The organism is Hoeflea sp. (genome assembly GCF_984452065.1).
In genome coordinates this window covers 1-26,799 of the sequence record NZ_CFHWAF010000013.1, presented here as the reverse complement: position 1 = coordinate 26,799, position 26,799 = coordinate 1, and the positions used below count along the sequence as shown (strand labels likewise).

Sequence of the window (26,799 nt, the reverse complement as noted above, 5' to 3'; positions counted from 1 at the left end):
GTCAGTCCCAGTTCCCTTGAATTGTTCCGTCGAAGCGCTTCTTCAGACCTTTCCAGTAGTCCAGATAGTCGTCGTGAAGCGTCTCCAGATTCATGGCATAGGACGTGACATGCTGCGGAAAGCGTGTTTCGAACATGAAGGCCATGGTTTCGTCCAGCTTGACCGGTCCGAGATTGGCTTTGGATGCTTTCTCAAACCCCATCGTGTCGGGGCCGTGCGGCAGCATCATGTTGTGCAGGCTCATGCCGCCGGGCACAAAGCCCTCCTCCTTGGCGTCATACTGGCCGTGAATGAGGCCCATGAACTCCGACATGATGTTGCGGTGGTACCAGGGCGGCCGGAAGGTGTGCTCTGCCACCATCCAGCGCGGCGGGAAGATGACGAAGTCGATATTGGCCGTGCCCTCTTCGCCGCTCGGCGCGGTCAGCACCGTGAAGATCGACGGGTCGGGATGGTCAAAGAGGATCGCGCCGACCGGTGAATAGGTGCGCAGATCGTATTTGTAGGGCGCGTAATTGCCGTGCCAGGCGATCACGTCGAGCGGCGAATGGCCGATTTCGGTGACGTAGAAGTTGCCGCACCATTTGACATGGACGCGGCAGCCGGTCTCCTTGTCTTCCCAGGCGGCCACCGGCGTCTTGAAGTCGCGCGGGTTGGCAAGGCAGTTGGCGCCGATCGGTCCGCGATCGGGCAGGGTGAACTTCGCTCCGTAGTTTTCGCAGATATAGCCGCGGGCCTCGCCGTCGACCGGGCTGGCCTGGAAGATCATCCCGCGCGGAATGATGGCGATTTCGAGCGGCTCGACCGTCATGCGGCCCATCTCGGTGAAGATCTCGAGTGTTCCCAGTTGGGGAACGATCAGCAGTTCCGCGTCGGCGTTGAAGAAATAGTCGTCGACCATCGCGGTGTTGCACACATAGACATGCGTCGCCATGCCGACCTGCGTGTGCACATCGCCCGCGGTGGTCATGGTGCGAACGCCCTCGATGAAGTCGGTCTTTTCATTGGGCATCGGCACCGGATTCCAGCGCAGCTGGCTGATCGGAACGGTCGGATCGCTGATATGCGGGCCGGTCTTCCAATAGGTGTTTTCATGCACGGAAAAACGCGACGTGTGCCGCACGCTCGGACGAATCCGGTAGAGCCAGGATCGTTCATTGGTGCCGCGCGGGGCGGTGAAAGGCGAGCCGGAAAGCTGTTCCGCGTAAAGACCGTAGTTGCATTTTTGCGGACTGTTTTGCCCCTGGGGCAAGGCGTTGGGCAATGATTCCGTCTCGAAGTCATTGCCGAAGCCCGGCATATAGGCATCAGACATTTTGAATCCCTCATTACAACTTTTCTAATTTTGTTTCGTATGTAACAATTAAATTTGTAACTATCAAACGGAGCATAACGTGAAGCAGCAAGACGATGTCCCGCTTTCGCTTGAGGCATTCCTTCCCTACAAGCTCAATCGTGCCGCCGAGCTGGTCAGCCGCCGTTTTGCGACCATCTACAAGGATCATGCCGGGCTGACGCGGCCGGAATGGCGAACGCTGGCGACACTCGGCCAATACGGCACGCTGACGGCCACATCCATCGGCGCCCATTCATCCATGCACAAGACCAAGGTCAGCCGCGCCGTTCAGTCCCTGGAGGACCGCAACTGGCTGACGAGGACGACGGATGAAAAAGACAGGCGCGTGGAGCACCTGATGCTGACGAGGGAAGGCGCGCGCAATTACCGCAACCTTGCGAAACTCGCCCATGCTTTCGAACGGGGGTTGAAGGACATGCTGGGCGAACAGAGTTTTGGGGATCTCAACAAGGGCCTTGCCGCCGTCGAGAAGCAGCTCGGCACGGATATATTCCTGTAAGGAAGGCGCGCCCGCATTGGGCCGGCGCGCCTTTGACCGGTCAGTAGCCCCGCGGGCATCTCGCCGTATAGCGGCGTCCGTAGCGGTCGCGATAGTAGCAATCGTCCGAGTTTTCCGCGACGCGGCCGATGACGGCGCCCGCGACACCGCCGATCGCGGCACCGACGAGTGCGCCTTCGGCAGTCCCCGTGGCAACGGCGCCGATGGCCGCGCCGGATGCCGCGCCGATGGTTGCCCCCTGCTGCGTCGGCGTGCAGCCTGCGACGGCAAGCCCTACGATAGACAGCGCGAGAATTTTTTTCATGTTCAAGCCTCCGAAATCTTTCTCACCGCAGGAAAGTTGTTTGCACACTACATATTTTGCATCGCTTGCACCCATTTGCGGTAATTTTCCGGCGAAGCGAATACGGATGTTCCGCGTGCGGTTCCTTGAACCGGCTTAACCGCGAAGCGGCAAATCAATAATCGATACGCGATGAACGCACCGTGAATGCGGCGGTGTGGCCGTCACGTGGCAACGGAGCGCGACGTCCGGCCGGCGACACATTCCGCGGCAAGGACCCGCGCGGTCTTGTCCGCCTCGAAAACGGCGTCGATGGACGCCATATCCATTGCGCCGAGCGTCTGCATGACGGATTCGACGATATCGGCCATCTCCAGGAAGCCGATCTGCCTGGCGATGAATGCGTCCAGCGCCACCTCCTTTGCGCCGTTCAGGATCGCTCCGGAAAGGCCGCCGGCGCGCATCGCCTGGCGGGCAAGCCTCAGCGAGGGAAAACGCGTCTCGTCGGGCGCTTCGAAATCAAGCCGGGCCAGCCGCGCGAAATCAAGCCGCTCCACGGGCAGTGAAGGCCGCCTGGGATGGGTCAGGCAATAGCCGATCGCCGTTCTCATGTCCGGGGCACCCAGTTGCGCCAGAACGGAACCGTCGCTGTAGCCGACCATGGAATGGATAACCGATTGGGGATGGACGACAACCTCGATCCGGTCGCAATCCATGTCGAACAGATGCATGGCCTCGATCATCTCGAGCGCCTTGTTGAACATCGAGGCGCTGTCGATCGAGATTTTCAGACCCATCGACCAATTGGGATGGGCCGCCGCCATGTCGGGCGATACGCCGGCCATATCTTCAAGGCTCTTCTGGCGGAACGGCCCGCCGGAGCCGGTCAGAATGACCCGCTCGATGGAATGGCGCTGATCGGCTTCGAACACCTGGAAAATGGCGTTGTGCTCGCTGTCGACGGGCAGCAGCCGTCCGCCGCCCCGCTCGATTTCCCGGTTGAACAGCTCGCCGGCCGATACCAGGCACTCCTTGTTGGCAAGGGCGATATCGGCGCCGGTCTGTATGGCAGCGAGTGTCGGAGCAAGACCCGCCATGCCGACGATGCCCGCCATGACCCAGTCGGTCTCACGGCCGGCCGCCTCGATGAGCGCCGCCCCGCCGGCGGCCGCCTCGATCCCGGTGCCCGAGAGCGCTTCTTTCAGATCCCGATAGCGGTTGGCGTTGGCCGTGACGGCGATGTCCGCTTTGTATTCGACAGCCTGTTTCGCCAGCAGATCGATATTGTCCCGGCCCGTCAGCGCGCAAATCCTGTAGGCCTCAAGACCGCCGAGATGCCGGATCACGTCCAGCGTGTTGCAGCCGATCGATCCCGTCGACCCAAATATGCTTATACGGCGCGGGGCCGACCCGGATCGTTCCGTCATGGAATGCAATTCAAATGTTTCACTGCCGCCGAGAAACCAGATGCGGCGGGCCGCGTCAATGTCGCCGGGGCTTTTATTTGAGCCCGGGCGCGTCAGGCATTGTCAATCGGTGCGAAAATACTTTAAACCTAAAGCAACTGATCTCGAACAATGGAGCAGCCGATCGTGATGGACCGGGAAGGAGCCCTCAAACTGGACCTTGAGGACGGGCTGTCCGGCCTGCGCGACGCATTCCGTCTGCGTGACGGACTGATTTATCTCGACGGAAATTCGCTCGGGCCCATGCAGCATGCCGTTGCAAGGCGCGTCGAGCACTGCCTTAGCGCCGAGTGGGGCGAGGATCTGATTGCCTCCTGGAACAAGGCCGGCTGGTATCCGATGCCGCGGACGGTGGGTGCGAAGATCGCGCCGCTGATCGGAGCGGGCGCCGATGATGTGGCGGTGACGGATTCGACCTCGGTCAATCTCTTCAAGGTGGTTGCCGCCGCCTTGCAGATGCGGCCCGGCCGGCGAGTCATCGTGTCGGAGCGCGGCAATTTCCCGACGGATCTCTATATCGCCGAGGGTGTCGCCGCCTTTGCGGACAAGGGCCATGAGCTTCGGTTGATCGATGCGCCACAGGAGCTTGATGCCGCACTCGGCGATGACGTCGCGGTCGTCATGCTGACCCATGTGAATTACCGCACCGGCGCGGTGCACGATATGGCAAAGGTGACGAAGGCCGCCCATGATGCCGGCGCCGTGATGATATGGGACCTTGCCCATTCCGCCGGTGCCCTGCCTGTCGATCTGCAAGGCGCGGATGCCGATTTTGCCATCGGTTGCGGATATAAATATCTCAATGGCGGTCCGGGCGCGCCGGCATTCATCTATGTCGCGCCGCATCTGCACGGAGAGGTGTCGCAGCCTCTGTCGGGCTGGTTCGGGCACAAGGCCCCCTTCGCCATGGAGCCGTCTTTTGAAGCGGCGACGACCATCCAGCGGTTTCTGACCGGCACGCCGCCGGTGCTGTCGCTTGCCGCTCTGGATGCGGCGCTCGACATCTGGAATTCGGTGTCCATCGACGTGGTCCGGGAAAAGTCGGTGCGATTGTGCGATCTCTTCATCGAACTCGTCGAAGAGCGCTGCGCGGGTCTCGGCCTGACGCTTGCGAGCCCGCGCGAGGCATCGAAGCGCGGCAGTCAGGTGAGCTTCAGACATGCCGATGCCTTTCCTGTCATGCAGGCGCTGATTGCGCGCGACGTCATAGGCGATTTCAGGGCGCCGGACATTCTGCGCTTCGGCTTCGCGCCGCTTTATGTGCGCTTTGTGGACGTTTACGACGCCGTCGAGCATCTGCGGGATGTGCTTCGGTCGGGCGAGTGGCAGGAGGAACGCTTCAAGGTCAAAGGCGCCGTGACCTGAAAGCCAATCATACCGGCCCTGATATGAGTGGGCCGGGCTTTTTCATTTTACCTCTTCCGTCCAATCTGCTTTCATCGCCGCTGAACAAAGGAGCGTGCGGTGCAATTTGCGACAATCAACGGGGTGACGCTGCACTACCAGCTTATCGGGGCGCCGGAGGGCAAGCCGGTGCTGGTGTTTTCCAATTCCCTCGGCACGGATTTTCGGATCTGGCGTGACGTTATCGTGCGGCTGGTCGGAGACTTTGCCATCGTCACCTATGACAAACGCGGTCATGGTTTGTCCGATATCGGCGAGTCGCCCTATCGTATCGACGACCATGTGGCCGACCTTGCCGGACTGCTCGACCACTTGAGCGTGCGCGATGCGATCATCTGCGGCCTTTCGGTCGGCGGTCTCATCGCACAGGGCCTTTATGCCGTCCGTCCCGACCTCGTGCGCGCGTTGATCCTTTGCGACACGGCGCACAAGATCGGCACCGCCGAACTGTGGAACGCCCGTATCGAGGCAATTGAGCAGGGCGGGCTTGAGTCGATCGCCGATCAGGTTATGGAACGATGGTTCACCGCCGCGTTCCGCGATGAAGAGGCGGAGGCTCTGGCCGGCTATCGCAACATGATGTGCCGGACGACGGCGTCCGGATATGCCGGCACTGCGGCTGCGATCAGGGATGCCGATTTCACCCATCAGGCTTCGGTTATCGATGTACCGACCATGTGCCTGGTCGGCGACCAGGATTTGTCGACGCCGCCCGAGCTTGTCGGCGAACTGGCGAAACTCATTCCCGATGCGCGCTATCAGGTCATACCGAAAGCCGGCCATCTGCCGTGCATTGAGCAGCCGGAAGTCTTCACCGATGCACTTCGTGCTTTTGCCGATCTGTTGCCCGGGGAATAGGCCGGCAGGCGTCAGCCCCGCTTCTGCTTCGAGCGGGAAAGTGTGCGGGGTTTGCCCATGAGCGTTTCCGTATTCGAACACCCGCTCCTGTCAGGACTGCTGGGCGACGATGCGCTCCAGAATTGCTTTTCGCTTTCCGGCGAAATCGCGGCCATGCTGCGTTTCGAGGCGGCTCTCGCCGTGGCGGAGGCAGAGGCCGGGATCATTCCGCATGACGCGGCGGCGGCAATCAAAAAGGCCTGTGAGGCATTCAAGCCGGATGTCGCAGCGCTCAAGACAGCGACCGCGCGCGACGGTGTCGCGGTGCCGGAGCTTGTGCGGCAATTGCGCGAGAATGTCGATCCGGCCTTCCGCGACCATGTCCATTTCGGTGCAACCAGCCAGGACGTCGTCGACACGGCGCTGGTGCTGCGTCTGCGTCCGGCGCTGACGATCATGTCCGACCGTTTGGGTGCGCTTTGCGGGCAACTGGACGCGCTTGCCGGTGCCCATGGGCAAAACAGCCTGATGGGCCGCACACGCATGCAGGCGGCACGCGCCATCCGCGTCAGCGACCGCATCGCGGCGTGGCGCCGGCCGCTCGAAGGCCTTGAAGCCGGCCTTGCGGCGGTTCGAGGCAAGGTGGCCTGCCTGCAGTTTGCCGGCGCCGTCGGCACGCTCGACGACCTTGGTTCAGACGGCCCTGACGTTGCCGAACGGCTCGCAGCCGAGCTCGGGCTTTCCTGTGAGGGATGCTGGCACACCGACCGTCAATCCCTTGCCGACCTTGCCGGGCTGCTTTCGCGCCTGACCGGCGCGCTCGGGAAAATCGGCCGTGACATCACGCTCATGGCGCAAGACGAGATTGGCGAGATCGCGCTTTCCAGTGGTGGCGGGTCATCCGCCATGGCGCACAAGAAAAACCCGGTGAAGGCAGAAACGCTCATAACGCTTGCGGCCTTCAATGCGACATTGCTGCCGGGGATGCACACGGCGCTCGTGCATGAAAACGAGCGATCGGGCGCTGCCTGGACACTTGAATGGATGGTGCTGCCGCAGATGGTGGCCGCCGCCGGCGCCGCCTTGCGCATCGCGACGGACCTTGCCGGAAGCGTGACCGCGATGGGCTCGGGCAGTGCGGGAGACCCGCACTCATGATGGGCCGGCGCGCCATCGTGGTCTATTGCGGGCTTTTGATGTCCGTGACGGCATTTTCGGTCGATATCACCCTGCCCGCCTTTCCGCAGATGATGGACGAGTTTTCGACGCGGTTCACACAAGTGCAGTGGACGGTGACCGCCTTTCTGTTCGCGACGGGAATAGGCCAGCTTGTCTGGGGATCGTTCTCGGACCGCTTCGGCCGCCGGCCGACGCTCTTTATCGGACTGATCACGCTGCTCGCCGGTCAGATGCTGGCAATCGCGGCGCCCACGATCGGCACCTTGCTTGTCGCGCGGATCATACAGGGGCTGGGCGCCGCCGGGGCGATCGTCAGTTGCCGGGCTGTCCTGCGGGATCTGTTCAGCGGTCAGGAACTGGCACGGGCGATGGCGTTTGCTTCCGCGGTTTTCGCCATCGGGCCCATGCTCGCCCCTCTTTTTGGCGCGCTGGTGACGGAGTTTGCCGGCTGGCGCTTCATTTTTGTCGCGCTTGGGGTGCTGGCGACGCTGCTGCTTGTGCTGCTTGCCTATTTTGAGGAAACGTCGCCGCAGAAAGACGAGCAGGCGTTACACGCGATACGGATTCGTTCGAACATGACGGCGGTGTTCGCTCACCCGCAATCGCGTTTCTTCATGATCGTATCGATCCTCGCGATGGCCTTCATGCTGCTGATCCTGACCGGCGCGGCCCCGGTCTACGAGACCGAGTTCGGCATGACCGGAATAACCTTTGCAGTGCTTTTCGGTCTCCACGGGCTGGGCATCGTCGCGGGCCAGATCCTCAACCGGCGCCTGATCCTGTCCATCGGGGTGTTTGCGTCGATTGCGGCTGCCGCTGCCGTCATGATCGCGATGTCCGGCCTGCTGCTGCTCCTTTCCGTATCGGGGCTGCTGACGGTCTATATGCTGCCCGTCATTCTGGCGCTGTCCAACGCGGCGTTTCTTGTGTTCTATTCCAATGCGATGAGCCTCGTACTCGATCCGCATCAGGAACGCGCCGGCTTCGCGGTCTCCCTGTTCGGGTTCGTCACGCAGATGGGCGGTGCGGCCATCGTTTCCTTTCTTGTCTATTTCAGCAATGACAGCGCCATCGGCATGTCGTCCCTGATGTTCGTTATCGCAATCGGAACCGGCGCGTCCCTGTTTTTCTGGAAGGGCCGTTTGCAGGAGGTGGGAGAGACGTGACCATGCGCACGCAAGTCGTCATTATCGGTTCGGGCCCGGCCGGGCTGCTCCTCGGGCAATTGCTCTATCGGGCGGGGATCGATAATGTCGTTCTCGACCGCTCCAGCAGGGCGCATATTCTCGGACGCATCCGCGCCGGCGTCCTTGAGGAGGGCACGGCCTGGCTGATGGACAAGGCCGGCGTCGGTGAGCGGCTGCAACGCGAGAACCTGCCGCATGACGGCTTCGATCTGGTGTTCGACGACGAGGTCCTCCGCATCGATCTCTTTGGCCTGACCGGCGGAAAACGTGTTCACGTCTACGGTCAGACGGAGATTACCCACGATCTGATGGATGCGCGCGGGGCCGAGGGGCTGCAGTCCTTCTACGAGGCGGACAATGTGCTCCCCCACGATTTCGACGGATCGAGGCCTTATGTGACGTTCGATCATGAGGGCCAAAGCCGTCGGATAGACTGTGATTTCATTGCCGGATGCGACGGGTTTCACGGCATATGCCGCAAGGTCGTGCCCGACGGTGCGATGGAGACCTTCGAGAAGGTCTACCCCTTTGGCTGGCTTGGGCTTTTGTCCGATGTCCCGCCGGTGCATCACGAGCTGATCTATGCCAATCACCGGCGTGGTTTCGCGCTGTGTTCCATGCGTTCCAACACGCGAAGCCGCTATTATGTGCAGTGTTCGGCGGATGAGAGGGCCGAGGACTGGACCGCCGAGGCATTCTGGGACGAATTGCGCCGGCGCCTGCCCGAAGACACGGCGGACAGGGTGACGACCGGTCCGGCTTTGGAGATGTCCATTGCGCCGCTGCGGTCCGTGGTTTCGGAACCGTTGCGTTTCGGCAGGCTGTTTCTTGCCGGCGATGCCGCCCATATCGTTCCGCCGACCGGCGCGAAGGGCCTGAACCTCGCCGCAAGCGATGTGCATTATCTTTTCGAGGCGCTGCGTGCGTATTATGCGGACAAAAGCGAGGCCGGCCTTGATGCCTATTCGCAAAAAGCACTGCACCGGATATGGAATGCCGAACGGTTTTCCTGGTGGATGACAAGCGTCATGCACCGCTTTCCCGATATGAGCGGCTTTGACCGGCATATACAGCGGGCGGAGTTTTTTCAGCTGGTCCAGTCAAAGGCCGCGTCCACGGCTCTTGCCGAAAATTATGTCGGCCTGCCGTTCTGACCGCGGCGACGGCAAGGGCGCGATATTCACGATCCGCTCACCCGAATATGTCTTGCGGTTGACCGCCAAGGGATAGCATGCTGTGAAGGTCGGCCCATGGCGCGCCGGGCGGGCCGCAATCTCGCCCGCTGGTGCGTTTAACCTGTGGCCGACCTGCTAGCAGGGGGCAGCAAATGGACAGTCTTTCGAACCAGTTTGTCGTGGGAACGCTTCAGTTCCTGTCGACGCTTTTTGTGTTTGCCATCGGCACCGCGGTGCTGGTGGCATTGGTGCTCTTTATCCTCGACGTCAGCCAGACGGGCGATGCCGTGCGCCGGAACTATCCGGTGCTTGGACGTTTCCGCTATCTGTTTTCGACGCTCGGCGAGTTTTTCCGGCAGTATTTCTTTGCCATGGACCGCGAGGAAATGCCGTTCAACCGGGCGGAGCGCGAATGGATCGACCGGGCCGCCAAGAGCAAGGACAATACGGTCGCCTTCGGGTCCACCAAGAGCCTGATGCCGCCCGGAACAGCGATCTTCGTCAACTGTCCGTTTCCGACCTTGTCGGAGGATGCCTCGAAGCTTGTGCCGCTCGAGATAGGCCCCTATTGCCGCGAGCCCTACAACGCACCGTCGCTGTTCAACATATCGGGCATGAGCTACGGCGCGCTTTCGACTCCGGCGGTCCGGGCGCTTTCCAACGGTGCGCGCATGGCCGATTGCTGGCTCAACACCGGGGAAGGCGGACTGTCGCCGCATCATCTCGAAGGCGGTTGCGACATCGTCTTCCAGATCGGCACGGCCAAATACGGTGTGCGCGGCGAAGACGGGCTGATGAGCGACGAGAAGCTGAAGGAAGTGGCGGCGCATCCACAGGTCAAGATGTTCGAGCTGAAAATGAGCCAGGGCGCCAAGCCGGGAAAGGGCGGCATCCTGCCGGGCGTGAAGGTGACACCCGAGATCGCCGCCATTCGCGGCATCCCCGCCGGCGAGGATTCCATCTCGCCGAACCGGCATCCGGAAATCGACAATGCGGGGCAGATGCTCGATGTGATCGAACGGATCAGATCCGTCACCGGCAAACCGGCCGGCTTCAAGGCTGTGATCGGCGCTTTTGGCTGGATCGAGACCATGTGCAAGGAAATTCACTCACGCGGCATTGAGAACGCGCCGGATTTCATCACCATCGACAGCGGCGATGGCGGGACGGGCGCGGCGCCCATGCCGCTGATGGACAATGTCGGCCTGCCGGTGAAGGAGGCACTGCCGCTGGTGGTCGATATCCTGCAGAAATACGGGCTCCGCGACCGGATTCGCGTCATTGCGTCGGGCAAGCTGATCACGCCGTCCGAGGTCGCCTGGGCACTTGCCGCCGGCGCCGACTTCGTCACGTCGGCACGGGGTTTCATGTTCTCCCTCGGCTGCATCCAGGCGCTCAAATGCAACCGCAATACCTGCCCGACCGGCATCACCACCCACAACAAACGGCTGCAGCGCGGTCTCAATCCGGAAAGCAAGGCGGTTCGCGTGGCCGGTTACTGCCGGAACATGATCCACGAGGTGGAGGTGCTGGCCCATTCCTGCGGCGTCAAGCGTCCGCGGCTGCTGCGGCGCATGCATGTGCGCATCGTGCAGGACAACGGCAAGTCGGTGGCGATGGACGAGCTTTATCCCTGCCCCGACGTGCTGGCGCAATACCGCATGGAGGATACGGACCGGTTGTCGGGGGCTGCTACTGCCCGTTAAAATTCGGGCATAGGTGCACTATCACGATTTTATTCCCATAAAGGGCCGGGTTCGGCTCCAATGGCGTGTGAGAAGGCCTCCGGATACAGCCGTTCGTATATATCTGTTTCTGCGCCTTACCCCTGACCTTTTACCCAGGCGCGGCTGAAGATCCCTTTCATCGGGGGTCTTCTTTTTTCCGATACTGGAAGACCGCGACCTTGCCGTGAATTTTATCGTTTCTGAAATGACGAGAAGATGGCGGTTGCGCTTCGTGAGTTCCGCATATCGTGCTCACGGGCTGAGCGCCAATTGAGGTCAATTGACCTCTGTGCAGCGGCGAATGCTTTTGCTAAACAGCGAGCGGGGTCCCGTAGCTCAGCAGGATAGAGCGATTGATTCCTAATCAATAGGTCACAGGTTCGAATCCTGTCGGGATCACCAAATTTTTCAAATACTTATGAGAATTTTTCTGTTGTTTTCGCTTGCTCGAAAGCCGTTTGTCTTTACATTGTGCGCACACGGCGATATATACAATGTCATTACAAGCCGACCGCAAAGCTCAAATCAGATGGAAGTGAGTGAGTTCCATGACTTCACAAGCACGGCGTGAGGAGACAACTTCGCTTCGGGAGACGATCAATCTGCGTGCCTCAGCAGAGCAGAAGGCGCTGATCGACCGTGCAGCCCGTCGCCTGGGCAAGACGCGCACGGAATTCATGCTCGACAGCGCCCGGGAAGCGGCGGAGAATACGCTATTGGATCAGAGACTGTTTTTTCTTGACGATTCTGAATATGCGGAATTCGTCGCTTGTCTCGATGCACCGGTTGAACCGACAGAGGCCCTTGGGAAGGTTCTCTTTGCACCATCTCCTTGGGAGCGGTGACCTTAACACCACCTCAACCAGTAAAGACCGATCACGACTTTTCAAAGTTCGATAGTGGTCGACCTGTCCTTGATAACTGGCTGAGGCAACGGGCAATCAAGAACGAGGTTTCGGGGGCCTCGCGGACTTACGTGGTCTGTGAGAATGTTCGTGTTGTGGGATATTACTGCCTTTCAAACGGGTCAATTGAAAGCAAGCAGACGCCTGGAAAGGTCAAGCGTAATATGCCGGACCCAATCCCGGTGATGCTCATGGGGCGTTTGGCGGTTGATGGCTCCCGGCAGGGGCTGGGGTTGGGCAGAGGGCTTTTGAAAGATGCAATTTGCCGGACGTTGAAAGCTGCCGATGTGGCAGGAATGCGCGCGCTGCTGGTTCACGCGCTCGATGAGGACGCTGCCGCATTCTACCTGCACAACGGATTTTCAAGGTCGCCGATCGACCCGCTGGTGCTCATGTTGCCTCTCGATACGGCACGAAAGGTTCTGGCGTAGAGCAGGGACCGTGCTTTGCCGTGCGGACTTTGATCGTGACCATCCATACAAAAACAGGGCGAACATCAAGGCAAATTCCGGTGCCTGACGGTCCTGCAGTGCGGACGGCGGCGGGTGAAAATTTTTGAGGCATTGGCTGCAAAAGCTTTGTTTGACCGGACGTCGCGACGTGCTTCTAATCGGCTGCGGCATAACGGACAGGACAGACGCGATGTTCTCGATCTCACCGTCGGCGCGCATGCGGCCCTCTCCCTTCTTCGACGCGACCGTCGAGGCCGGTGTGCGCAGCTTCTCGACCTACAACAATATGCTGATGCCGACCGGTTACGGCGAACCGGAGGCGGAATACTGGCGGCTCATCGAGGGTGTCTCCATGTGGGATGTCGCGGTCGAGCGTCAGGTGGAGCTTTACGGGCCGGACGCGGCGCGCCTTGCACAGATCCTGTCGCCGCGTGACCTGTCTTCGTGCAGAATCGGACAGGGCAAATATGTGGCGCTGTGCAACCATGCCGGCACGCTGATCAACGACCCGATCCTTCTGAAACACGCGGAAAACCGCTTCTGGCTCTCGATTGCCGATTCGAACATCCTGTTCTGGGCGCGTGCGATTGCCGCCGAGCGGGGCCTTGACGTGACCGTTTTCGAGGCGGATGCGTCGCCGCTGGCGGTTCAGGGCCCGAAGGCGGAGGATGTCGTTGCCGCGCTTTTCGGCGACTGGGTCCGCGATATCAGGTATTTCTGGTTCCGCGAGACCGTTATCGAGGACATTCCGGTTGCCGTTGCCCGCTCGGGCTGGTCGAAGCAGGGCGGGTTTGAACTCTATCTTCTCGACGGCTCGAAAGGCACGGCCCTTTGGAACCTCGTCCGGGAGGCGGGCGCTCCCTTCGATATTGGCCCGGGCAACCCCAATCCGAGCGAACGTGTCGAAAGCGGCCTGCTTTCCTGGGGCGGGGATACCGATGACCGGACCAATCCGTTCGAGGTGAGACTTGGCGGATTTGTCGATCTTGATGTGGACGACGATGTCATCGGCATAAAGGCGCTGCGTTCAATCGAGGCCGAGGGGCCTGAACGCCAGCAGCTCGGCGTGCTGCTTGAGGGCGACACGCCGGCGGCGCTGTCTTCACTCTGGTTCGATATCGTTCATGACGGACGCAAAGTCGGCGATCTGACGAATTGCGCCTGGTCCTACCGGCTCAAGCGCAATATCGGCTTCGGCCTCGTTTCATCCGACCTCGCGCCCGGTCAGGAGGTTTCCGTGATCAAGGACGAAGCGGCTGTCGACGCATCCCTTTGCACGCTGCCTTTCATTTAGCGGTAAATCCCGGCGACCTTGGCCTTGTCGGCGGCAAGGGACGGTGCGGGGAACGCCGTCGCGGTCCCGAATGCAATCGCCAATAGATGCCTGCGTGTCAGATTCATTATCATGGTTGTGTTCATCTGGATTGCGGACGTTTCCCTGTCCAGGCGAATGCCTGAGAGCGCGTGATTTTCTAATTTTGTCCCAATGGTCAAAATGGTAGCGGGGCCCGTTATTTGTCAACACGGGGATTGCGCGCAGCGGATGCTCAGCTCTCCTCCGCAGGGTTTTCCACCGGCGCATAGGCGGACGCATCGACCGAATCCGGCCTGCCCGGAAGACTGAGGGCCGCCACCTGCGGCTCAGTCCGCGCGATGATTTGTCCGTTGCGCAACACGGCGAGCCGGTTTGCCTTCAGCCTGATCGCCTCCACCGGGTCGCGGGCCTGCAGGAGAACGCAGTTTGCGGGCTTGCCTTTTTCGATGCCGTAATCGTCGAGACCCATGGCGCGGGCGGAATTGACGGTGACGGCGTCAAAAGCCTGTTTCATCGCGTCGATCGACGTCATCTGCGCGACATGGACGGCCATATGGGCGACCTCCAGCATGTCGGCGCTGCCCATCGCGTACCAGGGGTCCATGCAGCAATCCTGGCCGAGGGCGACATTGATGCCCGCGGCAAGCATTTCCGGCACCCGAGTCAGCCCGCGGCGTTTCGGATAGGTGTCGTGCCGGCCCTGCAGCGTGATGTTGATCAGCGGGTTCGGAATGGCGTGGATCCCGGCCTCCGCGATCAGCGGTATCAGTTTGGAGGCGTAGTAATTGTCCATCGAATGCATCGAGGTCAGGTGCGAGCCGGCGACACGGCCCTGCAGGCCGAGCCTCACCGTCTCGGCGGCCAGCGTCTCGATATGGCGCGAATGCGGGTCGTCCGTTTCGTCGCAATGCATGTCGACCGGCAATCCGCGCTCGGCGGCGATTTCGCAGAGTCTTTGCACGGATGCGGCGCCCTCGAGCATGGTGCGTTCGAAATGCGGAATTCCGCCGACGATGTCGACGCCCTTGTCGAGAGCGCGCAGCAGGTTTTCCTCGGCTTGCGGCGCACGGAAAAGCCCGTCCTGCGGGAAGGCCACCAGTTGCAGGTCGATATAGGGCGCGACCTTTTCGCGGACCTCGATCAGGGCATCGACGGCCAGCAGTCTGTCATCGCAGATGTCGACATGGCTGCGGATCGCCAGAAGGCCGCGCGATACGGCAAGGTCGCAATAGCGCAGCGCGCGTTCAACCACCGCCTCATGGGTGAGAAGCGGTTTGAGTTCGCCCCAAAGCGCGATCCCCTCGAGCAGCGTCCCGGAACGGTTGAGCCGCGGCCGGCCGAGTGAAAGCGTCGCGTCCATGTGAAAATGCGGATCGACGAATGGCGGCGAGACCAGCTTTCCGCCGGCGTCGAGTGTCTCCTGCGCCTCCGCATCGATCGACGGTTCGATGGCCTCGAAATGCCCGTTGGAGACCGCGATGTCGACGCCGTTTCTGCCGTCCGGGAGATTGGCGTTGGTGATGAGAAGATCGAGCATGAAGGTCTCCAGTGCGGCCGGGGTCCGTAAACACCGCATTGCAGCATGCTGCCAGCAGGTCCGGCAAGCGCTTCCTGGTGCCTGCGTCGCGGATTTTGTCCATTGTTCACAGCCGCTTCGTGCGGTTGGATGCGGCTGCCGGGGTTGCCGCAACGCCGCCAGGGCCTCGACATTCAGGCCCCATGGGGCTATGCCCCGCTGGTTGTTACCGCTCGCCGCGGTTCCGATCCCGTGGCGCAAACAGGGAATCGTGAAGATGACCAGTGCCAGAACAGTGCCGGCACCCAAGAAGGGCGTGATGGATATCGCGGCCTATGTGCCCGGAAAGGAAACCGCGTCCGGTGTCGGGCGCGTCTACAAGCTCTCCGCCAACGAGACGCCGCTCGGGCCCAGCCCCAATGCGGTGAAGGCGCTGTCGGACGTTCTGGATCATCTGGAAATCTATCCGGACGGAGCCTCGAATGCACTGCGGGACGCCATCGCCGAAGTGCACGGGCTGAACCCTGCCAATATCCTGTGCGGAAACGGGTCCGACGAATTGCTCGGCCTGTTGTGCCAGACCTACCTGTCGCCCGGCGACGAGGGTATTTTTTCCGAGCACGGATTTCTGGTCTACAAGATCCAGATCACCGGTGCCGGCGGCGTGCCGGTCAGCGTTCCGGAGACCGATTGCCGGGCGAATGTCGATGGGATCCTCAATGCCGTGAGCGAGCGGACGAAGATCGTGTTCCTCGCCAATCCGAACAATCCGACCGGCACCTATCTTCCGGTCGATGAGGTGCGGCGGCTGCAGGCCGGCCTGCCGGGACATGTGCTGCTGGTGCTGGATGCGGCCTATGCGGAATATGTGCGCCGCAACGATTATGAATCCGGCATCGAACTGGTGTCGGGCAGCGACAATGTCGTCATGGCGCGCACCTTTTCCAAGGTCTACGGCCTGGCGGCGCTGCGCATCGGCTGGATTTATGCTCCGACGGCCGTCATCGATGCGCTCAACAGGATTCGCGGCCCGTTCAACGTCAACGCGGCCGCGATCGCCGCGGGGGCGGCGGCGATCCGCGACCGCAACCATGTCGAGCGCGCCGTTGCCCATAACGAGGACTGGCGCGGCCGTCTGATCGAAGGTTTCGAAGAGCTGGGCCTGAAGGTCACGCCGTCGGTCGGCAATTTCGTGCTGGTGCATTTCGACGGTACGTCCAGGACGGCGGCCGATGCCGATGCTTTCCTGACCGGCCGGGGTTTTGTCCTTCGGCGTGTCACGGCCTATGGCTTCCCGAATGCGCTGCGCATGACGGTGGGCAGTGAAGAAGCCAACAAAGGCGTGCTTTCGGCGCTCAGGGAGTTCATGGACGAGGCATGAGTGATATCCGTTTTGAAAAGATTGCGCTGATCGGGATCGGTCTGATCGGTTCGTCGCTTGCCCGCGTCATCAAGGCGCGCGGCCTTGCCGATACCGTTGCCGTGACGAGCAGAAGTTCCGAGACGCTTGAGCGCGCGCACGATCTGGGGCTTGGCGACAGCTATACGACGTCGGGGGCGGAGGCCGTGCGCGACGCCGATCTTGTCATCGTCAGCGTTCCCGTCGGCGCGTCGGCCAGGGTGGCGCGCGATATCGCCGGCAGCCTGAAGCCGGGCGCCATCGTCACCGATGTCGGATCGACCAAACAATCGGTTGTCGGGCAGATGAACCCCGTGCTTCCCGACACCGTGCACTTCATCCCCGGGCACCCGATCGCCGGTACGGAGCAGTCGGGCCCGGATGCCGGGTTCGCGGAGCTCTTTGACGGCCGCTGGTGCATCCTCACCCCGATCCCCGGCACCGACGAGGCGGCCATCGATACGCTGACCGGTTTCTGGCAGGCCTGCGGATCGATGGTGGACAGGATGGATCCCGAGCATCACGACATGGTGCTGGCGATCGTCTCCCACCTGCCGCATATCATCGCCTATAACATCGTCGGCACGGCCAATGATTTCGAGACCATCTCAAAGTCCGAAGTGATCAAATACTCCGCGTCGGGTTTTCGCGATTTCACCCGTCTTGCGGCCTCGGATCCGACCATGTGGCGCGATGTATGCCTCAACAACAAGGAGGCGATCCTTGAGATGCTGGCGCGGTTCTCCGAAGACCTCTCGTCGCTGCAAAGGGCGATCCGGTGGGGCGACGGCGACAAGCTGTTCGACCTCTTCAGCCGCACGCGCCATATCCGCAAGTCGATCATCGAGGCGGGCCAGGATGTGGACGTTCCGGATTTCGGCCGCCATGTCGCCCAGACCGAGGGGCAGGCGGAAGAAGGGTCCTGATCAGATCGGCGGCAGCTTGCCGAGCTGGATGAAACCGATCCGGACGGTTCCGTTGTCGATATTGAGCGGAAGCGACAGCGACCCGTTGCCGCTGTCAATGCCGGCGGCAATACCGGCCGCGTTGCCGATTTCCTCCGCGAGATGCGGGAAGGCGGCCGTCAGAACCTCCTGCCAGGCCTGCATGTTGCGGATTTCCAGATTGAACTTGCCGGTCAGATAGCCGTCCTGATTGATCGAGAACGGGCCCTCCATGCTGAGGCCCGCGCCATTGTCCATATCGGCATTGAGGTTGTTGAGCGACGCGCTGAGATCGCGCCAGGGATGCCGCGGCCGGTTGCCGCCGGTCAGAAGCCACGCCCTGTCGGCAAGGGTCACATCCGCCTGGAGATCGAGGGCGGGGGCGTTTGCAAGCTGTTCGCCGAAGCGCAGAACCGCGGTGTTGAGGCGGAAGACCGCGTCGAGATCGGCATTGTTGCGGCGGGCATGAAATTGCGAGGTCTCAGCCGTTACCTCAACGGGGTCGGAGGCACCCGCCAATGTCACATTTGCCCGGAAGTCCTTGCTTTCCAGCGAGGCGCGGTCGAGGCCTTCCAGATTGAAGACGGTGCTGGAGCGCAGCGTGTCCCAGTTCAGATCGGCAAGAAGGTCGGCGTGCGCCTCGACCGACACCGGACCGTCGAGCTCCGAGACAATATGGTTGGGCCTGTAGATCTGAGCGGCGGAACGGAAGCCGCCGGTCGAAACGGTTGTCGCGGTCTTTTGATCCTGGGCAACGACCGAGGTGCAAAAAAGGCCGAGCCGGAACGGATAACCACGGACGTCGAGGTCCCGGCAGTCGGCCGACACGTTCCGGTTCTGCAGGTCGCTGAGCAGGAAGCGGCTTCGGTTTTCAAGCTGACCGGCAAGGTAGAACCAGACGGTTGTGTAACCGGCGATGGCCACAACGATCAGGATCACCAGCCACAGATATCTGCGCGAGGGGTTCGCCGGCGATTTGTCACTTGACCTTGCCATTCGGTTCTCCAATTGTGCGGCCTGCCTGACAATGACAAACCAGCGCGGCAGGGCCGCGTATTCGGGATGCTGACCAACGATATGGATGATTTTTGGGTCTTTGGCTACGGCTCGCTCATGTGGCGGCCGGGATTTGACTTCGAGGAGGCAAAGCGCGGACGCCTTTTCGGCTACCGCAGAGCGCTTTGCATCTATTCCCACGTTCATCGCGGAACGCCGGAAAAGCCGGGTCTGGTGCTGGGGCTGGATCAGGGCGGTTCCTGCACCGGCATGGTTTACCGCGTCAGCGGCGACAAGCGTGAGCCGGTGATGTCCTATCTGCGGGCGCGCGAACTGGTCACCAATGTCTATCTGGAACGCACCTCGCCGGTTCATTTGTCGGACGGGCGGCGCATCATCGCGGTTTGCTATGTCGCCGACACGCGCCATCATCAGTTTGCCGGGCATCTGTCGGCCGACGATGCGGCCCGGCGCGTTTCCGTTTCGCAAGGACAATCCGGACACAATGTCGATTATGTCGCGAGCACGGTCGCGCATCTCAAAGACATGAATATCCGCGATCACTGGCTTGAGGATGTGGCCCGGCGCATGGACGCGCCTACGCGCTGAGCGTTTTTCGTTTCGTCAGTTCCTCATATCTCTTGCGGGCAAGGTCCGGCAGCGGAAGGTCCGGATTGTCCTCGACCGCTTCGACGAGCAGTTCGTCGACGGCGGTCTCGGTCACGTCGATCAGGCGCTGCATGAACTCCTCCGGCGGCAGGCCGGGCGGGATGGGCGGTAGGAAACGCACCTTTATGTTTCCCGGGTAGCGCAGGAATTTACGCCTTGGCCAGAAAAGGCCGGCAACGGCCGCCACCGGCATGACCGGTACGTCGAGTTCCGCGTAGATGCGGGCGATGCCGTAGCGGTAGGCGGGTTCGGCGCCGACCGGACGCCGCGTGCCTTCGGGATAGATGATGAGCTGGCGTCCGTCCGCCATCCGCTGCCTCGTCTGCTCGAGCACGGCCGGCATGACTTTTTCACGGCTGCCGCGGTTGATCGGCACCATGCGCATCTTGTTGACGTACCATCCGAACAGCGGAATCCAGGTGAGCTCGCGCTTGAGGATGTAGAACGGATCGTCGAGGTAAGGCAGCAGGCCGATGGCGTCCCAGAACGACTGGTGTTTGGGCGCGATGATGTAGCCGCCCTCGGGAATGTTTTCCAGGCCTTCGACCGAGTGGGTCGTGCCCGCAATATGCTCCATGAGCCAGTTGCTCGAACGCACCCAGTTCTTGGGGATAACCCAGGCCGCTTTTCTGCGCATGAGGAAATAGGGCGGCGTGAAGATGATCATCCGGACGATCAGATTGAGATAAAACGCCAGGTTAAACAGCGCGGAACGGACAATGAGCATCGACAAGTCGGGCCAGATTGATTTTCAGTGCCTACTGTGACGATGGGCGGGGCGGTGTCAATCGCCCTTGAGTTACTCTGACTTGGCGGTCCGGCCGGCGGCCACATCCCGGTTGCTTGAACGCAGCCCGTCTCTCGAATGGGTTCCGCGGGACAGATGCAGCCGTGCTCCGAGATATTTGGCATATTCGGCGGCAAGCATGCGCATAATCCCCGGCTCCTGCATCCAGCGCAGGTGGGTCAGGTCGCGAATGACGACCGGATAGGGAATGAAGTTTGTCTGCGGATCGACGCGCCTCAGTTCCAGAAGACTGCGCGGCATGTGGTAGTTGCTGGTGACGACGATGACGTCGCGATAGCCGTTCTTGCGGACCCAAAGGGCGGCCTCGTTGGCGTTGCCGATTGTGTCGATGGCGTCATGTCCGATATCGACACAACACTCAAAAAGCGCCGGTTCCGCCCGTGTCAGCCTTTGTATCTGGCTGCCCGTGGTCGACGGGTTTACGCCGGAGATAAGCAGATGCGCGGCCGTCCCGTCGGCCAGAAGCTCCACCGCCCGGTCAATGCGCTGGCTTCCGCCTGTCAGGACGACGATACCGTCAGCCTTGGCAAGCGTCCCGGGCGGCGCCAGTTCGATGACGTCGCGCGAAAAGCGAAGGAAGCTGCCGGCAACAAGACCCACCGCCACGGCGACGAGAAGCAGGGTTATCCCTGCAAGCCGCATGAGCCAGCGCACGCCCCCGCCGTGCTTTTGCGGCGGATCGGAGGATACCGATTCGCCGCTTTGTTCGGTGTTCATGAGTCTTCCATACAGCGCCTTTGTGGCAAGCGCCAGAACGCTGTGAACAACCTGGTGAGAACTCACATCTAGATCGAATAGGTCGGATCGGACCGGATGAGATCGATTTCCGCGATCGTGCGGATCACCGTAATGCGCGTCGTCAGGGCGGTGAGAACGGCGGTGATGACCACGATCGCCAGCGCGCCGATATAGCCGCCGGCACCCATGGAAAAACCGCCAAAAAGCGCTGTGGCCTGGTCGCTCTCCGGCGTTGCCAGGCTGACGCTTGCCCACAGGCTGGCGACCGCAAAACACAGTGTCGCCCCGAGACCGCCGGCCAGCGCGCCTTTCAATGCGATCAGGAAGAAGTGCTTTTGAAATTTGGACGCGACGAAACTCGCCTCCGCTCCGACGAAATGCAGAACTTCGACGATGTGATGATTGCCCGACAGCGCGCCGCGCGTTGCGAAGACTACAGTCAGTATGGTTGCCGTGAAGACGAGGGCGAGGACCCCCAGCCCGATGATGACCGTCGTATTGGCCATGGCGATCAGCCGGTCCACCCAGGTGCGGTGATCGTCCAGAAAGACATTGGCAACGGACTCCTCCAGCGCGGCCCGCATGCCGGCGAAATCCGGCGGCGAGGACTCGTCGATGGTCACGATGACCAGGCGCGGTACCGGAAGCTCCTCCATGTCGAGGCCCTCGCCGAGCCAGGGCTCCAGCAGGCGGGCGGTTGCCGCCGCATCGACGATCTTCGCGGCCGTCGTTCCGGTGAAACTCAGGGCGATGTCACGCGCCTTCATCAGTTCCGCATCAAGGTCCAGACCCGGCTCGGGCTTGATCTGGATGGTGATCTCGCGGGAGATCTGGCTCTGCCAGCTGCTTGCCGTGTCCTGCACCATGATCACGGCGCCCAACGTCAGGCAGGCGAGAAACGACATGATGGATATCACCAGCATGAGCGAGCTGCCGGCAATGTTCGACGCCGGCACGATCGGCGCCGTCGGTCTCAGTACGATTTCCCGCCGGCTGTCCTGCAGGCCGGTTTCGCTTTGCGTTACGTCATTCATAGATTTCAAGCCGTCCGCCCGAGAGGATCATGCGCCGCGCGTCCACCTGATCCATCAGCGACAGATCGTGGGTGGCGATAACAACGGCCGTGCCGAGTTTGTTGAGTTCCATAAAGAGCCGCAGCAGCCGCCGGGCAAGCGGTGCATCGACATTGCCGGTCGGCTCATCCGCCAGCAGGATTTCGGGTTGGTCGATCAGGGCGCGCGCGATGGCGGCGCGCTGTTTTTCACCGCCCGAGAGGATCGGCGGCAGCACGTTCATCCGGTCGCCGAGCCCGACCCACTTCAAGAGCTCCACAACGTCGGTGCGGTAGCTTGTTTCGTCCTTTCCGCGCACCCGCAGGGGCAGGGCCACATTCTCATAGGTCGTCAGATGATCGAGCAGGCGGAAATCCTGAAAAACGATGCCGATGCGGCGGCGCAGCTTGGGCAGTTCCTGCTGCGGGATCGCCGTGATGTCATGGCCGAAAATGCGCACGAAACCGCGTGTCGGCTGCAACGACATGAACATCAGGCGCAAAAGCGTCGTCTTGCCGGCACCCGACGGTCCGGTCAGGAACTGAAACGAGCGTCGCGGAACGTCGAATGTCAGATCGCGCAGGATCTCCGGTCCCATGCCATATCGCAGTCCAACATTGTCAAAGTCGATCACGCCCGCCTCGTTCCTGCATTACCGATACCCGCCCGCCCTGCCGCCACGGTTAATGCCGGGTAAAAGTCGGCCCTTTTGTGCACGCGCCAGCCGCCGGGTTTCTTCTTTGTTAACCAAATCCGTTTACGAAGGCTAAGGAATTCCCGCAACGGCCGGGCCAGGGGAACAGCAGACAGCTCATGCAAAGCGGCAGCGGCAAACACAGATTCGGCTATAGTACGCGAAATCGTTTTGCGAAACAGCCTTCGCGACATAGCAACGAAAAAACACCCGGTCACCGGGTCAAATTGTCCGGACCCGCGTTCGCGGACGACATCATCGATGCCGAGTTCGAGCATGTCGAAGACGACATCCGCCCGGCAAGACCGGTGCGCGATCCGGCGCCTGTTGTGCGTCCGCAGGTACGGGCAACGGATTTCTCCGGCACCGCCACGGAATCACAGCGCGGCGTGAACTTTTTTACAAATCAACCGTCTGGAAGAAAGGATGTCGCGAAGCGCCCGGCTGCCGGCTTTGCGGGGCTTGTCGCCGTCGTCAGCCTTCTGGCGTTCTGGATCTCAGGCGGCCATGCCCTGTTTTCCGGCGGGACGGGTGCGGGCGACGGCCTGAGCCTCTCCGATGTCAGCGTCGATCCGCTGCGTGTGTGGGACACATCCTATTTCGTCGTCCACGGCGTCATCAGGAACCACTCGACCGATGCGCAGGATGTGCCTTTGCTGACAATCTCTGCGCAGGAGGCGCAGGGCGATCAAATGCCGCTTTACGCCCGCGCCGGCAAGGAAAGGCTGGCGGCCGGCGAAAGCACGCGGTTTCGCGTCCGTGTGCCCAGCAATGTGCGCGATTACGGCAATCTGAGCGTATCGCTCGCCGGCGGCGGCACCGCCCGCTGATGTGAACGCGCCCGCCGCCCGGGCCCATAATGCCGGGAAACATCGCTAATAATTCCGTTTTGGCTTTTCCTTTGCCCCTTTTCCTTTGCCGATGCATGTTCTACACCGGCAACGGGATGGCCGCGCGTCAGGCGTGCCGGCTGTGCCGCTGAAGAGCCTTGATCCGGATTTGCCCATATGCCTGTTGTCCGCGGGAAGAATATCGACATCCTGTTTTCGCCCGAACAGATTGCCGAGTGCAATCTGGGTCTTGCCAGACAGATTGCCGCCGAACCGAAAGAAGACCTGCTGGTCATTTCCATCCTGAAAGGGTCTTTCATATTCGCCGCCGATCTGCTGCGCGCCCTGCACGCGGCCGGACTTGAGCCGGAAGTCGAGTTCATAACGCTGTCGAGCTACGGCAAGGGGACCAAGAGCCGCGGCGTCAGGATCATCAAGGATATCGACAGCGAGGTCAGCGGCCGCGATGTCCTGCTGATCGACGACATCCTCGAATCGGGAAACACGCTGCGATTTGCCCGCGATCTCATGTATGAGCGCGGCGCCCGCAACGTCTCGATCGCGGTGCTGCTCGACAAGACAAGCCGCCGGGAAGGCACGCTCAATGCCGATTTTGTCGGCTTCGAATGCCCGGACTATTTTGTCGTCGGATACGGTATGGACGTTGCCTATGCGTTTCGCGAACTGCCCTTTGTGGGCGTCGTGACCGGGGATGCCGGATAGGCCTTGTGCGGCCAACCTTCTGTTAAGCATGAAATGGCGAATGTCGTCCGGCGCATGATGTTTGATGGCGCAACGGATGCGCATTTACCCTGTGACAAGGTTTGAGTGGTTTGCTGTGGGCCGGGACATATCTGCGGGCGGCGGCGGTGCCGCAAATGATAAAGGGAGAGCATCGGACAACCGGTGTTCGGACAAGTCGGACGGGAAAGAATGGCAAAGATCCTTATTGCCGAAGACGAGGAATCGCTTCGTCGTTTTGTCAGCCGGGCATTGAGAATGGACGGGCATGACGTCGTGGAGGCCGAGGACGGCGCACACGGGCTGAGCTATTTGCGTGAAGACACGGCCTATGATCTCCTGCTGTCGGATATCCGCATGCCGGTGATGGACGGCATCGAGCTGGCGCACACCGCCGCGGCGGAATTCCCCGAACTCAAGATCCTGCTGATGACCGGCTTTGCCGGACAGCGCGAACGCGCCGATTCGCTTTCCGATATCATTGTCGATGTCGTGCCGAAACCGTTCACGCTGCCCGATATTCGCGGGGTCGTGGCCGGGGCGCTCGCCGCCTGACGGGCGCTGCAACGCCCTACCGGTTGTCGAGCAGCCGCTCCAGGTAAAACCGCTCCATTTCAGGCCGGAAGGCATCGCCGAGACGTTCGCGGATGGCTTCCAGAATGCGCCGCGCGCGCTGGATGTCGGCCTCTTCGGGAACCTTCACATCCTCGCCGAAATCAGGACCTGAATTGGCGCGCGGCCGTCCGAGCGGATCCGTGCCGAGCGGGTCCCTGCGCGCCGTTCCGGGCTGCTGACCGGGGCTTTCGCCCATGGCCTGCCGCATCTGGTTCATCATCTGCTGTGCGCCCTGACGCAGAGCCTGGAGCGCGCGGCCCTGTTCTTCGACCGCCGTGCCGCCCTCGGCTTCGCCGAGCGCCTTGCCGGCCTCGCCCATGGCCTCGCCGGCCTCGCCGAAGCCCTCATTCTGGCCAAGGCCGAATTCCTCGAGTTTTTCCTGCAGCTCGCCGAGCTGCTGCTGCAGGCCTTCCTGCTGTTCGCGCAGCTGGCGCAAGGCCTCGCGCAACTGTTCCTCGGTCATCTCGCCCTGCTCGCCGCTCCGGTTTTGCTGGCCTTCCTCGTTCTGGAAATATTCCTGCCGCTGTCTTTCACGAAGCGCCTGTTCCAGACCGTAGGTTTCCTCCATGAGTTGCTGCTGCTGCTGCATCAGTTCGCCCAGCCTGTCCATCTGCTGGCGCATGGGATTGTCGCCGGGAGCCTGCTGATGCTGGCCGGTCTGCAGATTGTTCATCATGCGCTGCAGTTCCGACAGGAGCTGCTGGGCCTGATCGCGGGCGCCCGACTGGGCAAGGTTCTCGATCTGGTCGAGCATGCGGTCAAGATCCTGCTGGCGCAGAATATTCTGCAGCGCCTCGGGCGGCACCTGCTGGAGGGCATTCTGATTCTGCTGCATCTGTTGGGCAAGGGCTTGCAGGAATTCGTTCATCGCCGCGCGCAGCTCGTCCATCAGTGCCTGGATTTCCTCGTCGGAAGCGCCGTTTTCAAGGGCCTCCGACAGGGCCCGCTGCGCATCGCGCAGCCGGCGCTCGGCGAAGGAAAGGTCGCCATCCTCGATACCCAGCGCGATGTCCCACATATGATCGGCGGCATCGCGCAGCATGTCGTCGTCCCAGGCCTGCTTGACCCTGGCGCGCGCCGATTTGATGAGCAGGAAATGCGTGCTGTTCCTGATGGTTTCCTCGGGCGCGGTGGTGATGGCGTCGTTCAGGTCGATGACGCGGTCGATGCGGTTTGCATCGAGCGCCAGGACCTGACGCTGTTCGGCGACCGCGCCGGCGAGTAGATTGCTGAAGAACCGTCCGGGCAGGATCATTTCATGCGACTTGCTGCGTCCCGTCTGGCCGATGAAATCCTCGGCGACAAGGGTCACCCTGACCGGCTTTCCGGCAAGCGGATGTTCGGTCAGACTGCGGCTTTCCCGTCCCTTTCGCTCGCGTGCCGTCTTGCGCGGCAGTGTGAGCGGGTATTCCGGCGGCTCGTAGAGCGGCCTCGCGTCGCCGGACTGCGTTTCGGCCGGGACGATTTCGGCAAAGGCACGCTGGACGCCGTAGTCGTCGCTGAGTACGAAGCCGATTTCGAGCGCCCCGTTCGCCGCGCGTCCGGGCCCGCCGTCAAAGGCGATTTGCGGCGCGGTATCGGGAATGAGCTCGAAGCGCCAGCTTTCGGCCAGCTGCGTTCCCCTGCGGACTTCGAGGATCCCGTCCGCGGGTGCTTCGAAGCGGTAGCTGGATGCATTTGCGCCAACCGGCTGAACCGGCGAATCGGCGGCCGGATCATCGACCGCGACGGAGATTTCTTCATCGCCGGACCGGTAGATCACCTGTTCGCCGCCGGTCCCGCCGACAATGCGAACCAGCATCTCGCTGCCCTGCGGGACTGGAATGGTATCCGGCAGGTCCCTGCTGCTGCCGGTGAGGAACAGGGGGGCCTTTCCGGTGTATTCGGGCGGTGTGACCCAGGCGTCCACGCGCACGCCCGCGACCTGCCCGGCCTGTGTGTTGTGAGAGTGGAACGCGTCGTCAAGCAGCCCGGAACGGCTGGAGTGGGAATAGGCAAAACCGACCACAAA

The 26,799-nt window shown here is 61.6% G+C and carries 26 protein-coding genes and 1 tRNA gene; 17 read left to right on the top strand and 10 right to left on the bottom strand.

Annotated features, from left to right (window positions below; all coding sequences use genetic code 11):
- Position 1: 1 nt before the first annotated feature.
- Positions 2 to 1,315, bottom strand: a complete 1,314-nt coding sequence (gene hmgA, locus AC5E6N_RS04465; protein ID WP_491746686.1) for a homogentisate 1,2-dioxygenase — start codon at positions 1,313 to 1,315, stop codon at positions 2 to 4.
- 79 nt (positions 1,316 to 1,394) lie between these two features.
- Between hmgA and AC5E6N_RS04460 the strand changes: the two genes are divergently transcribed.
- Positions 1,395 to 1,856, top strand: a complete 462-nt coding sequence (locus AC5E6N_RS04460) for a MarR family winged helix-turn-helix transcriptional regulator (protein WP_491746685.1) — start codon at positions 1,395 to 1,397, stop codon at positions 1,854 to 1,856.
- A 40-nt stretch (positions 1,857 to 1,896) separates the two neighbouring features.
- Here AC5E6N_RS04460 and AC5E6N_RS04455 read toward each other — a convergent pair whose 3' ends face one another.
- Positions 1,897 to 2,160, bottom strand: a complete 264-nt coding sequence (locus AC5E6N_RS04455; RefSeq protein ID WP_491690415.1) for a YMGG-like glycine zipper-containing protein — start codon at positions 2,158 to 2,160, stop codon at positions 1,897 to 1,899.
- 203 nt (positions 2,161 to 2,363) lie between these two features.
- Entirely contained in the window at positions 2,364 to 3,566 is a 1,203-nt protein-coding gene (gene dxr / locus AC5E6N_RS04450; protein WP_491746684.1) for a 1-deoxy-D-xylulose-5-phosphate reductoisomerase, read from the bottom strand.
- Positions 3,567 to 3,716: 150 nt separating this feature from the next.
- Between dxr and kynU the strand changes: the two genes are divergently transcribed.
- From kynU to AC5E6N_RS04400, 10 genes are all read left to right on the top strand, one after another.
- Entirely contained in the window at positions 3,717 to 4,970 is a 1,254-nt protein-coding gene (gene kynU / locus AC5E6N_RS04445; protein ID WP_491746683.1) for a kynureninase, read from the top strand.
- 99 nt (positions 4,971 to 5,069) lie between these two features.
- Complete coding sequence (gene pcaD / locus AC5E6N_RS04440; RefSeq protein WP_491746682.1) at positions 5,070 to 5,867, top strand: 3-oxoadipate enol-lactonase; 798 nt, start codon at positions 5,070 to 5,072, stop codon at positions 5,865 to 5,867.
- 57 nt (positions 5,868 to 5,924) lie between these two features.
- Positions 5,925 to 7,004, top strand: a complete 1,080-nt coding sequence (locus AC5E6N_RS04435) for a 3-carboxy-cis,cis-muconate cycloisomerase (RefSeq protein WP_491746681.1) — start codon at positions 5,925 to 5,927, stop codon at positions 7,002 to 7,004.
- Complete coding sequence (locus AC5E6N_RS04430) at positions 7,001 to 8,191, top strand: Bcr/CflA family efflux MFS transporter (protein ID WP_491746680.1); 1,191 nt, start codon at positions 7,001 to 7,003, stop codon at positions 8,189 to 8,191. The genes AC5E6N_RS04435 and AC5E6N_RS04430 overlap by 4 nt, the downstream gene beginning before the upstream one ends.
- A 2-nt stretch (positions 8,192 to 8,193) precedes the next feature.
- Entirely contained in the window at positions 8,194 to 9,366 is a 1,173-nt protein-coding gene (gene pobA / locus AC5E6N_RS04425; protein WP_491746679.1) for a 4-hydroxybenzoate 3-monooxygenase, read from the top strand.
- A gap of 173 nt (positions 9,367 to 9,539) precedes the next feature.
- Positions 9,540 to 11,093 (top strand): FMN-binding glutamate synthase family protein, encoded by a 1,554-nt coding sequence (locus AC5E6N_RS04420; RefSeq protein ID WP_491746678.1) that lies wholly within the window; start codon positions 9,540 to 9,542, stop codon positions 11,091 to 11,093.
- Between the two features lie 346 nt (positions 11,094 to 11,439).
- Positions 11,440 to 11,516, top strand: a tRNA-Arg gene (locus tag AC5E6N_RS04415).
- Between the two features lie 146 nt (positions 11,517 to 11,662).
- Positions 11,663 to 11,959, top strand: a complete 297-nt coding sequence (locus tag AC5E6N_RS04410; protein ID WP_491746677.1) for a type II toxin-antitoxin system TacA family antitoxin — start codon at positions 11,663 to 11,665, stop codon at positions 11,957 to 11,959.
- Positions 11,956 to 12,450, top strand: coding sequence for a GNAT family N-acetyltransferase (locus tag AC5E6N_RS04405; RefSeq protein ID WP_491746707.1), 495 nt, complete (start codon positions 11,956 to 11,958; stop codon positions 12,448 to 12,450). Before AC5E6N_RS04410 ends, AC5E6N_RS04405 begins: the two co-directional genes overlap by 4 nt.
- A gap of 211 nt (positions 12,451 to 12,661) precedes the next feature.
- Complete coding sequence (locus AC5E6N_RS04400; RefSeq protein WP_491746676.1) at positions 12,662 to 13,765, top strand: glycine cleavage T C-terminal barrel domain-containing protein; 1,104 nt, start codon at positions 12,662 to 12,664, stop codon at positions 13,763 to 13,765.
- Positions 13,766 to 14,018: 253 nt separating this feature from the next.
- On the opposite strand, the gene AC5E6N_RS04395 is transcribed toward AC5E6N_RS04400, so the two are convergent.
- The gene (locus AC5E6N_RS04395) at positions 14,019 to 15,323 is read right to left on the bottom strand and encodes an amidohydrolase family protein (protein WP_491746675.1); all 1,305 of its coding nucleotides are present in this window, start codon (positions 15,321 to 15,323) and stop codon (positions 14,019 to 14,021) included.
- A gap of 256 nt (positions 15,324 to 15,579) precedes the next feature.
- On the opposite strand from AC5E6N_RS04395, the gene hisC reads away from it, so the two are divergent.
- Entirely contained in the window at positions 15,580 to 16,683 is a 1,104-nt protein-coding gene (gene hisC, locus AC5E6N_RS04390) for a histidinol-phosphate transaminase (RefSeq protein ID WP_491746674.1), read from the top strand.
- Entirely contained in the window at positions 16,680 to 17,627 is a 948-nt protein-coding gene (locus tag AC5E6N_RS04385) for a prephenate/arogenate dehydrogenase family protein (protein ID WP_491746673.1), read from the top strand. Before hisC ends, AC5E6N_RS04385 begins: the two co-directional genes overlap by 4 nt.
- Here AC5E6N_RS04385 and AC5E6N_RS04380 read toward each other — a convergent pair whose 3' ends face one another.
- Positions 17,628 to 18,641 carry a DUF2125 domain-containing protein gene (locus tag AC5E6N_RS04380; RefSeq protein ID WP_491746672.1) on the bottom strand — a complete coding sequence of 338 codons (1,014 nt, stop codon included), beginning with the start codon at positions 18,639 to 18,641 and terminating at the stop codon, positions 17,628 to 17,630.
- An 81-nt stretch (positions 18,642 to 18,722) separates the two neighbouring features.
- On the opposite strand from AC5E6N_RS04380, the gene AC5E6N_RS04375 reads away from it, so the two are divergent.
- Positions 18,723 to 19,250: a gamma-glutamylcyclotransferase gene (locus AC5E6N_RS04375; RefSeq protein WP_491746671.1), complete on the top strand. Its 528-nt coding sequence runs from the start codon at positions 18,723 to 18,725 to the stop codon at positions 19,248 to 19,250.
- Here AC5E6N_RS04375 and AC5E6N_RS04370 read toward each other — a convergent pair.
- From AC5E6N_RS04370 to ftsE, 4 genes are all read right to left on the bottom strand, one after another.
- Positions 19,240 to 20,037 carry a lysophospholipid acyltransferase family protein gene (locus tag AC5E6N_RS04370; protein WP_491746670.1) on the bottom strand — a complete coding sequence of 266 codons (798 nt, stop codon included), beginning with the start codon at positions 20,035 to 20,037 and terminating at the stop codon, positions 19,240 to 19,242. The two genes, AC5E6N_RS04375 and AC5E6N_RS04370, sit on opposite strands and share 11 nt — an antisense overlap.
- A gap of 72 nt (positions 20,038 to 20,109) precedes the next feature.
- Positions 20,110 to 20,835 carry a YdcF family protein gene (locus AC5E6N_RS04365; protein ID WP_491746669.1) on the bottom strand — a complete coding sequence of 242 codons (726 nt, stop codon included), beginning with the start codon at positions 20,833 to 20,835 and terminating at the stop codon, positions 20,110 to 20,112.
- 68 nt (positions 20,836 to 20,903) lie between these two features.
- Positions 20,904 to 21,890, bottom strand: a complete 987-nt coding sequence (locus AC5E6N_RS04360) for a cell division protein FtsX (RefSeq protein WP_491746668.1) — start codon at positions 21,888 to 21,890, stop codon at positions 20,904 to 20,906.
- A complete protein-coding gene (gene ftsE / locus AC5E6N_RS04355) occupies positions 21,883 to 22,542 on the bottom strand; it encodes a cell division ATP-binding protein FtsE (RefSeq protein ID WP_491690392.1) in 660 nt (219 codons plus the stop codon). The genes AC5E6N_RS04360 and ftsE overlap by 8 nt, the downstream gene beginning before the upstream one ends.
- A 287-nt stretch (positions 22,543 to 22,829) precedes the next feature.
- Here ftsE and AC5E6N_RS04350 point away from each other — a divergent pair, with 287 nt between their 5' ends.
- The 3 genes from AC5E6N_RS04350 (at position 22,830) to AC5E6N_RS04340 (ending at position 24,728) form a co-directional block, all read left to right on the top strand.
- Positions 22,830 to 23,432, top strand: coding sequence for a hypothetical protein (locus tag AC5E6N_RS04350; protein ID WP_491746667.1), 603 nt, complete (start codon positions 22,830 to 22,832; stop codon positions 23,430 to 23,432).
- 177 nt (positions 23,433 to 23,609) lie between these two features.
- Entirely contained in the window at positions 23,610 to 24,155 is a 546-nt protein-coding gene (hpt, locus tag AC5E6N_RS04345; RefSeq protein ID WP_491746666.1) for a hypoxanthine phosphoribosyltransferase, read from the top strand.
- 210 nt (positions 24,156 to 24,365) lie between these two features.
- On the top strand, positions 24,366 to 24,728 hold the full coding sequence (locus AC5E6N_RS04340; RefSeq protein ID WP_491746665.1) for a response regulator: 363 nt from the start codon (positions 24,366 to 24,368) through the stop codon (positions 24,726 to 24,728).
- 16 nt (positions 24,729 to 24,744) lie between these two features.
- Here the strand turns inward: AC5E6N_RS04340 and AC5E6N_RS04335 are convergent.
- Positions 24,745 to 26,799, bottom strand: a 2,055-nt coding sequence (locus tag AC5E6N_RS04335; RefSeq protein WP_491746664.1) for a TIGR02302 family protein, incomplete at its 5' end; no start/stop codon positions are given.

What these genes read in the sequence shown, in the direction of transcription:
- hmgA (WP_491746686.1), bottom strand. Translation starts at nt 1,315, where the DNA reads ATGTCTGATGCCTATATGCCGGGCTTCGGCAATGACTTCGAGACGGAA.
- AC5E6N_RS04455 (WP_491690415.1), bottom strand. Translation starts at nt 2,160, where the DNA reads ATGAAAAAAATTCTCGCGCTGTCTATCGTAGGGCTTGCCGTCGCAGGC.
- dxr (WP_491746684.1), bottom strand. Translation starts at nt 3,566, where the DNA reads ATGACGGAACGATCCGGGTCGGCCCCGCGCCGTATAAGCATATTTGGG.
- kynU (WP_491746683.1), top strand. Translation starts at nt 3,717, where the DNA reads ATGGAGCAGCCGATCGTGATGGACCGGGAAGGAGCCCTCAAACTGGAC.
- AC5E6N_RS04435 (WP_491746681.1), top strand. Translation starts at nt 5,925, where the DNA reads ATGAGCGTTTCCGTATTCGAACACCCGCTCCTGTCAGGACTGCTGGGC.
- AC5E6N_RS04430 (WP_491746680.1), top strand. Translation starts at nt 7,001, where the DNA reads ATGATGGGCCGGCGCGCCATCGTGGTCTATTGCGGGCTTTTGATGTCC.
- pobA (WP_491746679.1), top strand. Translation starts at nt 8,194, where the DNA reads ATGCGCACGCAAGTCGTCATTATCGGTTCGGGCCCGGCCGGGCTGCTC.
- AC5E6N_RS04420 (WP_491746678.1), top strand. Translation starts at nt 9,540, where the DNA reads ATGGACAGTCTTTCGAACCAGTTTGTCGTGGGAACGCTTCAGTTCCTG.
- AC5E6N_RS04410 (WP_491746677.1), top strand. Translation starts at nt 11,663, where the DNA reads ATGACTTCACAAGCACGGCGTGAGGAGACAACTTCGCTTCGGGAGACG.
- AC5E6N_RS04400 (WP_491746676.1), top strand. Translation starts at nt 12,662, where the DNA reads ATGTTCTCGATCTCACCGTCGGCGCGCATGCGGCCCTCTCCCTTCTTC.
- AC5E6N_RS04395 (WP_491746675.1), bottom strand. Translation starts at nt 15,323, where the DNA reads ATGCTCGATCTTCTCATCACCAACGCCAATCTCCCGGACGGCAGAAAC.
- hisC (WP_491746674.1), top strand. Translation starts at nt 15,580, where the DNA reads ATGACCAGTGCCAGAACAGTGCCGGCACCCAAGAAGGGCGTGATGGAT.
- AC5E6N_RS04385 (WP_491746673.1), top strand. Translation starts at nt 16,680, where the DNA reads ATGAGTGATATCCGTTTTGAAAAGATTGCGCTGATCGGGATCGGTCTG.
- AC5E6N_RS04380 (WP_491746672.1), bottom strand. Translation starts at nt 18,641, where the DNA reads ATGGCAAGGTCAAGTGACAAATCGCCGGCGAACCCCTCGCGCAGATAT.
- AC5E6N_RS04375 (WP_491746671.1), top strand. Translation starts at nt 18,723, where the DNA reads ATGGATGATTTTTGGGTCTTTGGCTACGGCTCGCTCATGTGGCGGCCG.
- AC5E6N_RS04370 (WP_491746670.1), bottom strand. Translation starts at nt 20,037, where the DNA reads ATGCTCATTGTCCGTTCCGCGCTGTTTAACCTGGCGTTTTATCTCAAT.
- AC5E6N_RS04365 (WP_491746669.1), bottom strand. Translation starts at nt 20,835, where the DNA reads ATGAACACCGAACAAAGCGGCGAATCGGTATCCTCCGATCCGCCGCAA.
- AC5E6N_RS04360 (WP_491746668.1), bottom strand. Translation starts at nt 21,890, where the DNA reads ATGAATGACGTAACGCAAAGCGAAACCGGCCTGCAGGACAGCCGGCGG.
- hpt (WP_491746666.1), top strand. Translation starts at nt 23,610, where the DNA reads ATGCCTGTTGTCCGCGGGAAGAATATCGACATCCTGTTTTCGCCCGAA.
- AC5E6N_RS04340 (WP_491746665.1), top strand. Translation starts at nt 24,366, where the DNA reads ATGGCAAAGATCCTTATTGCCGAAGACGAGGAATCGCTTCGTCGTTTT.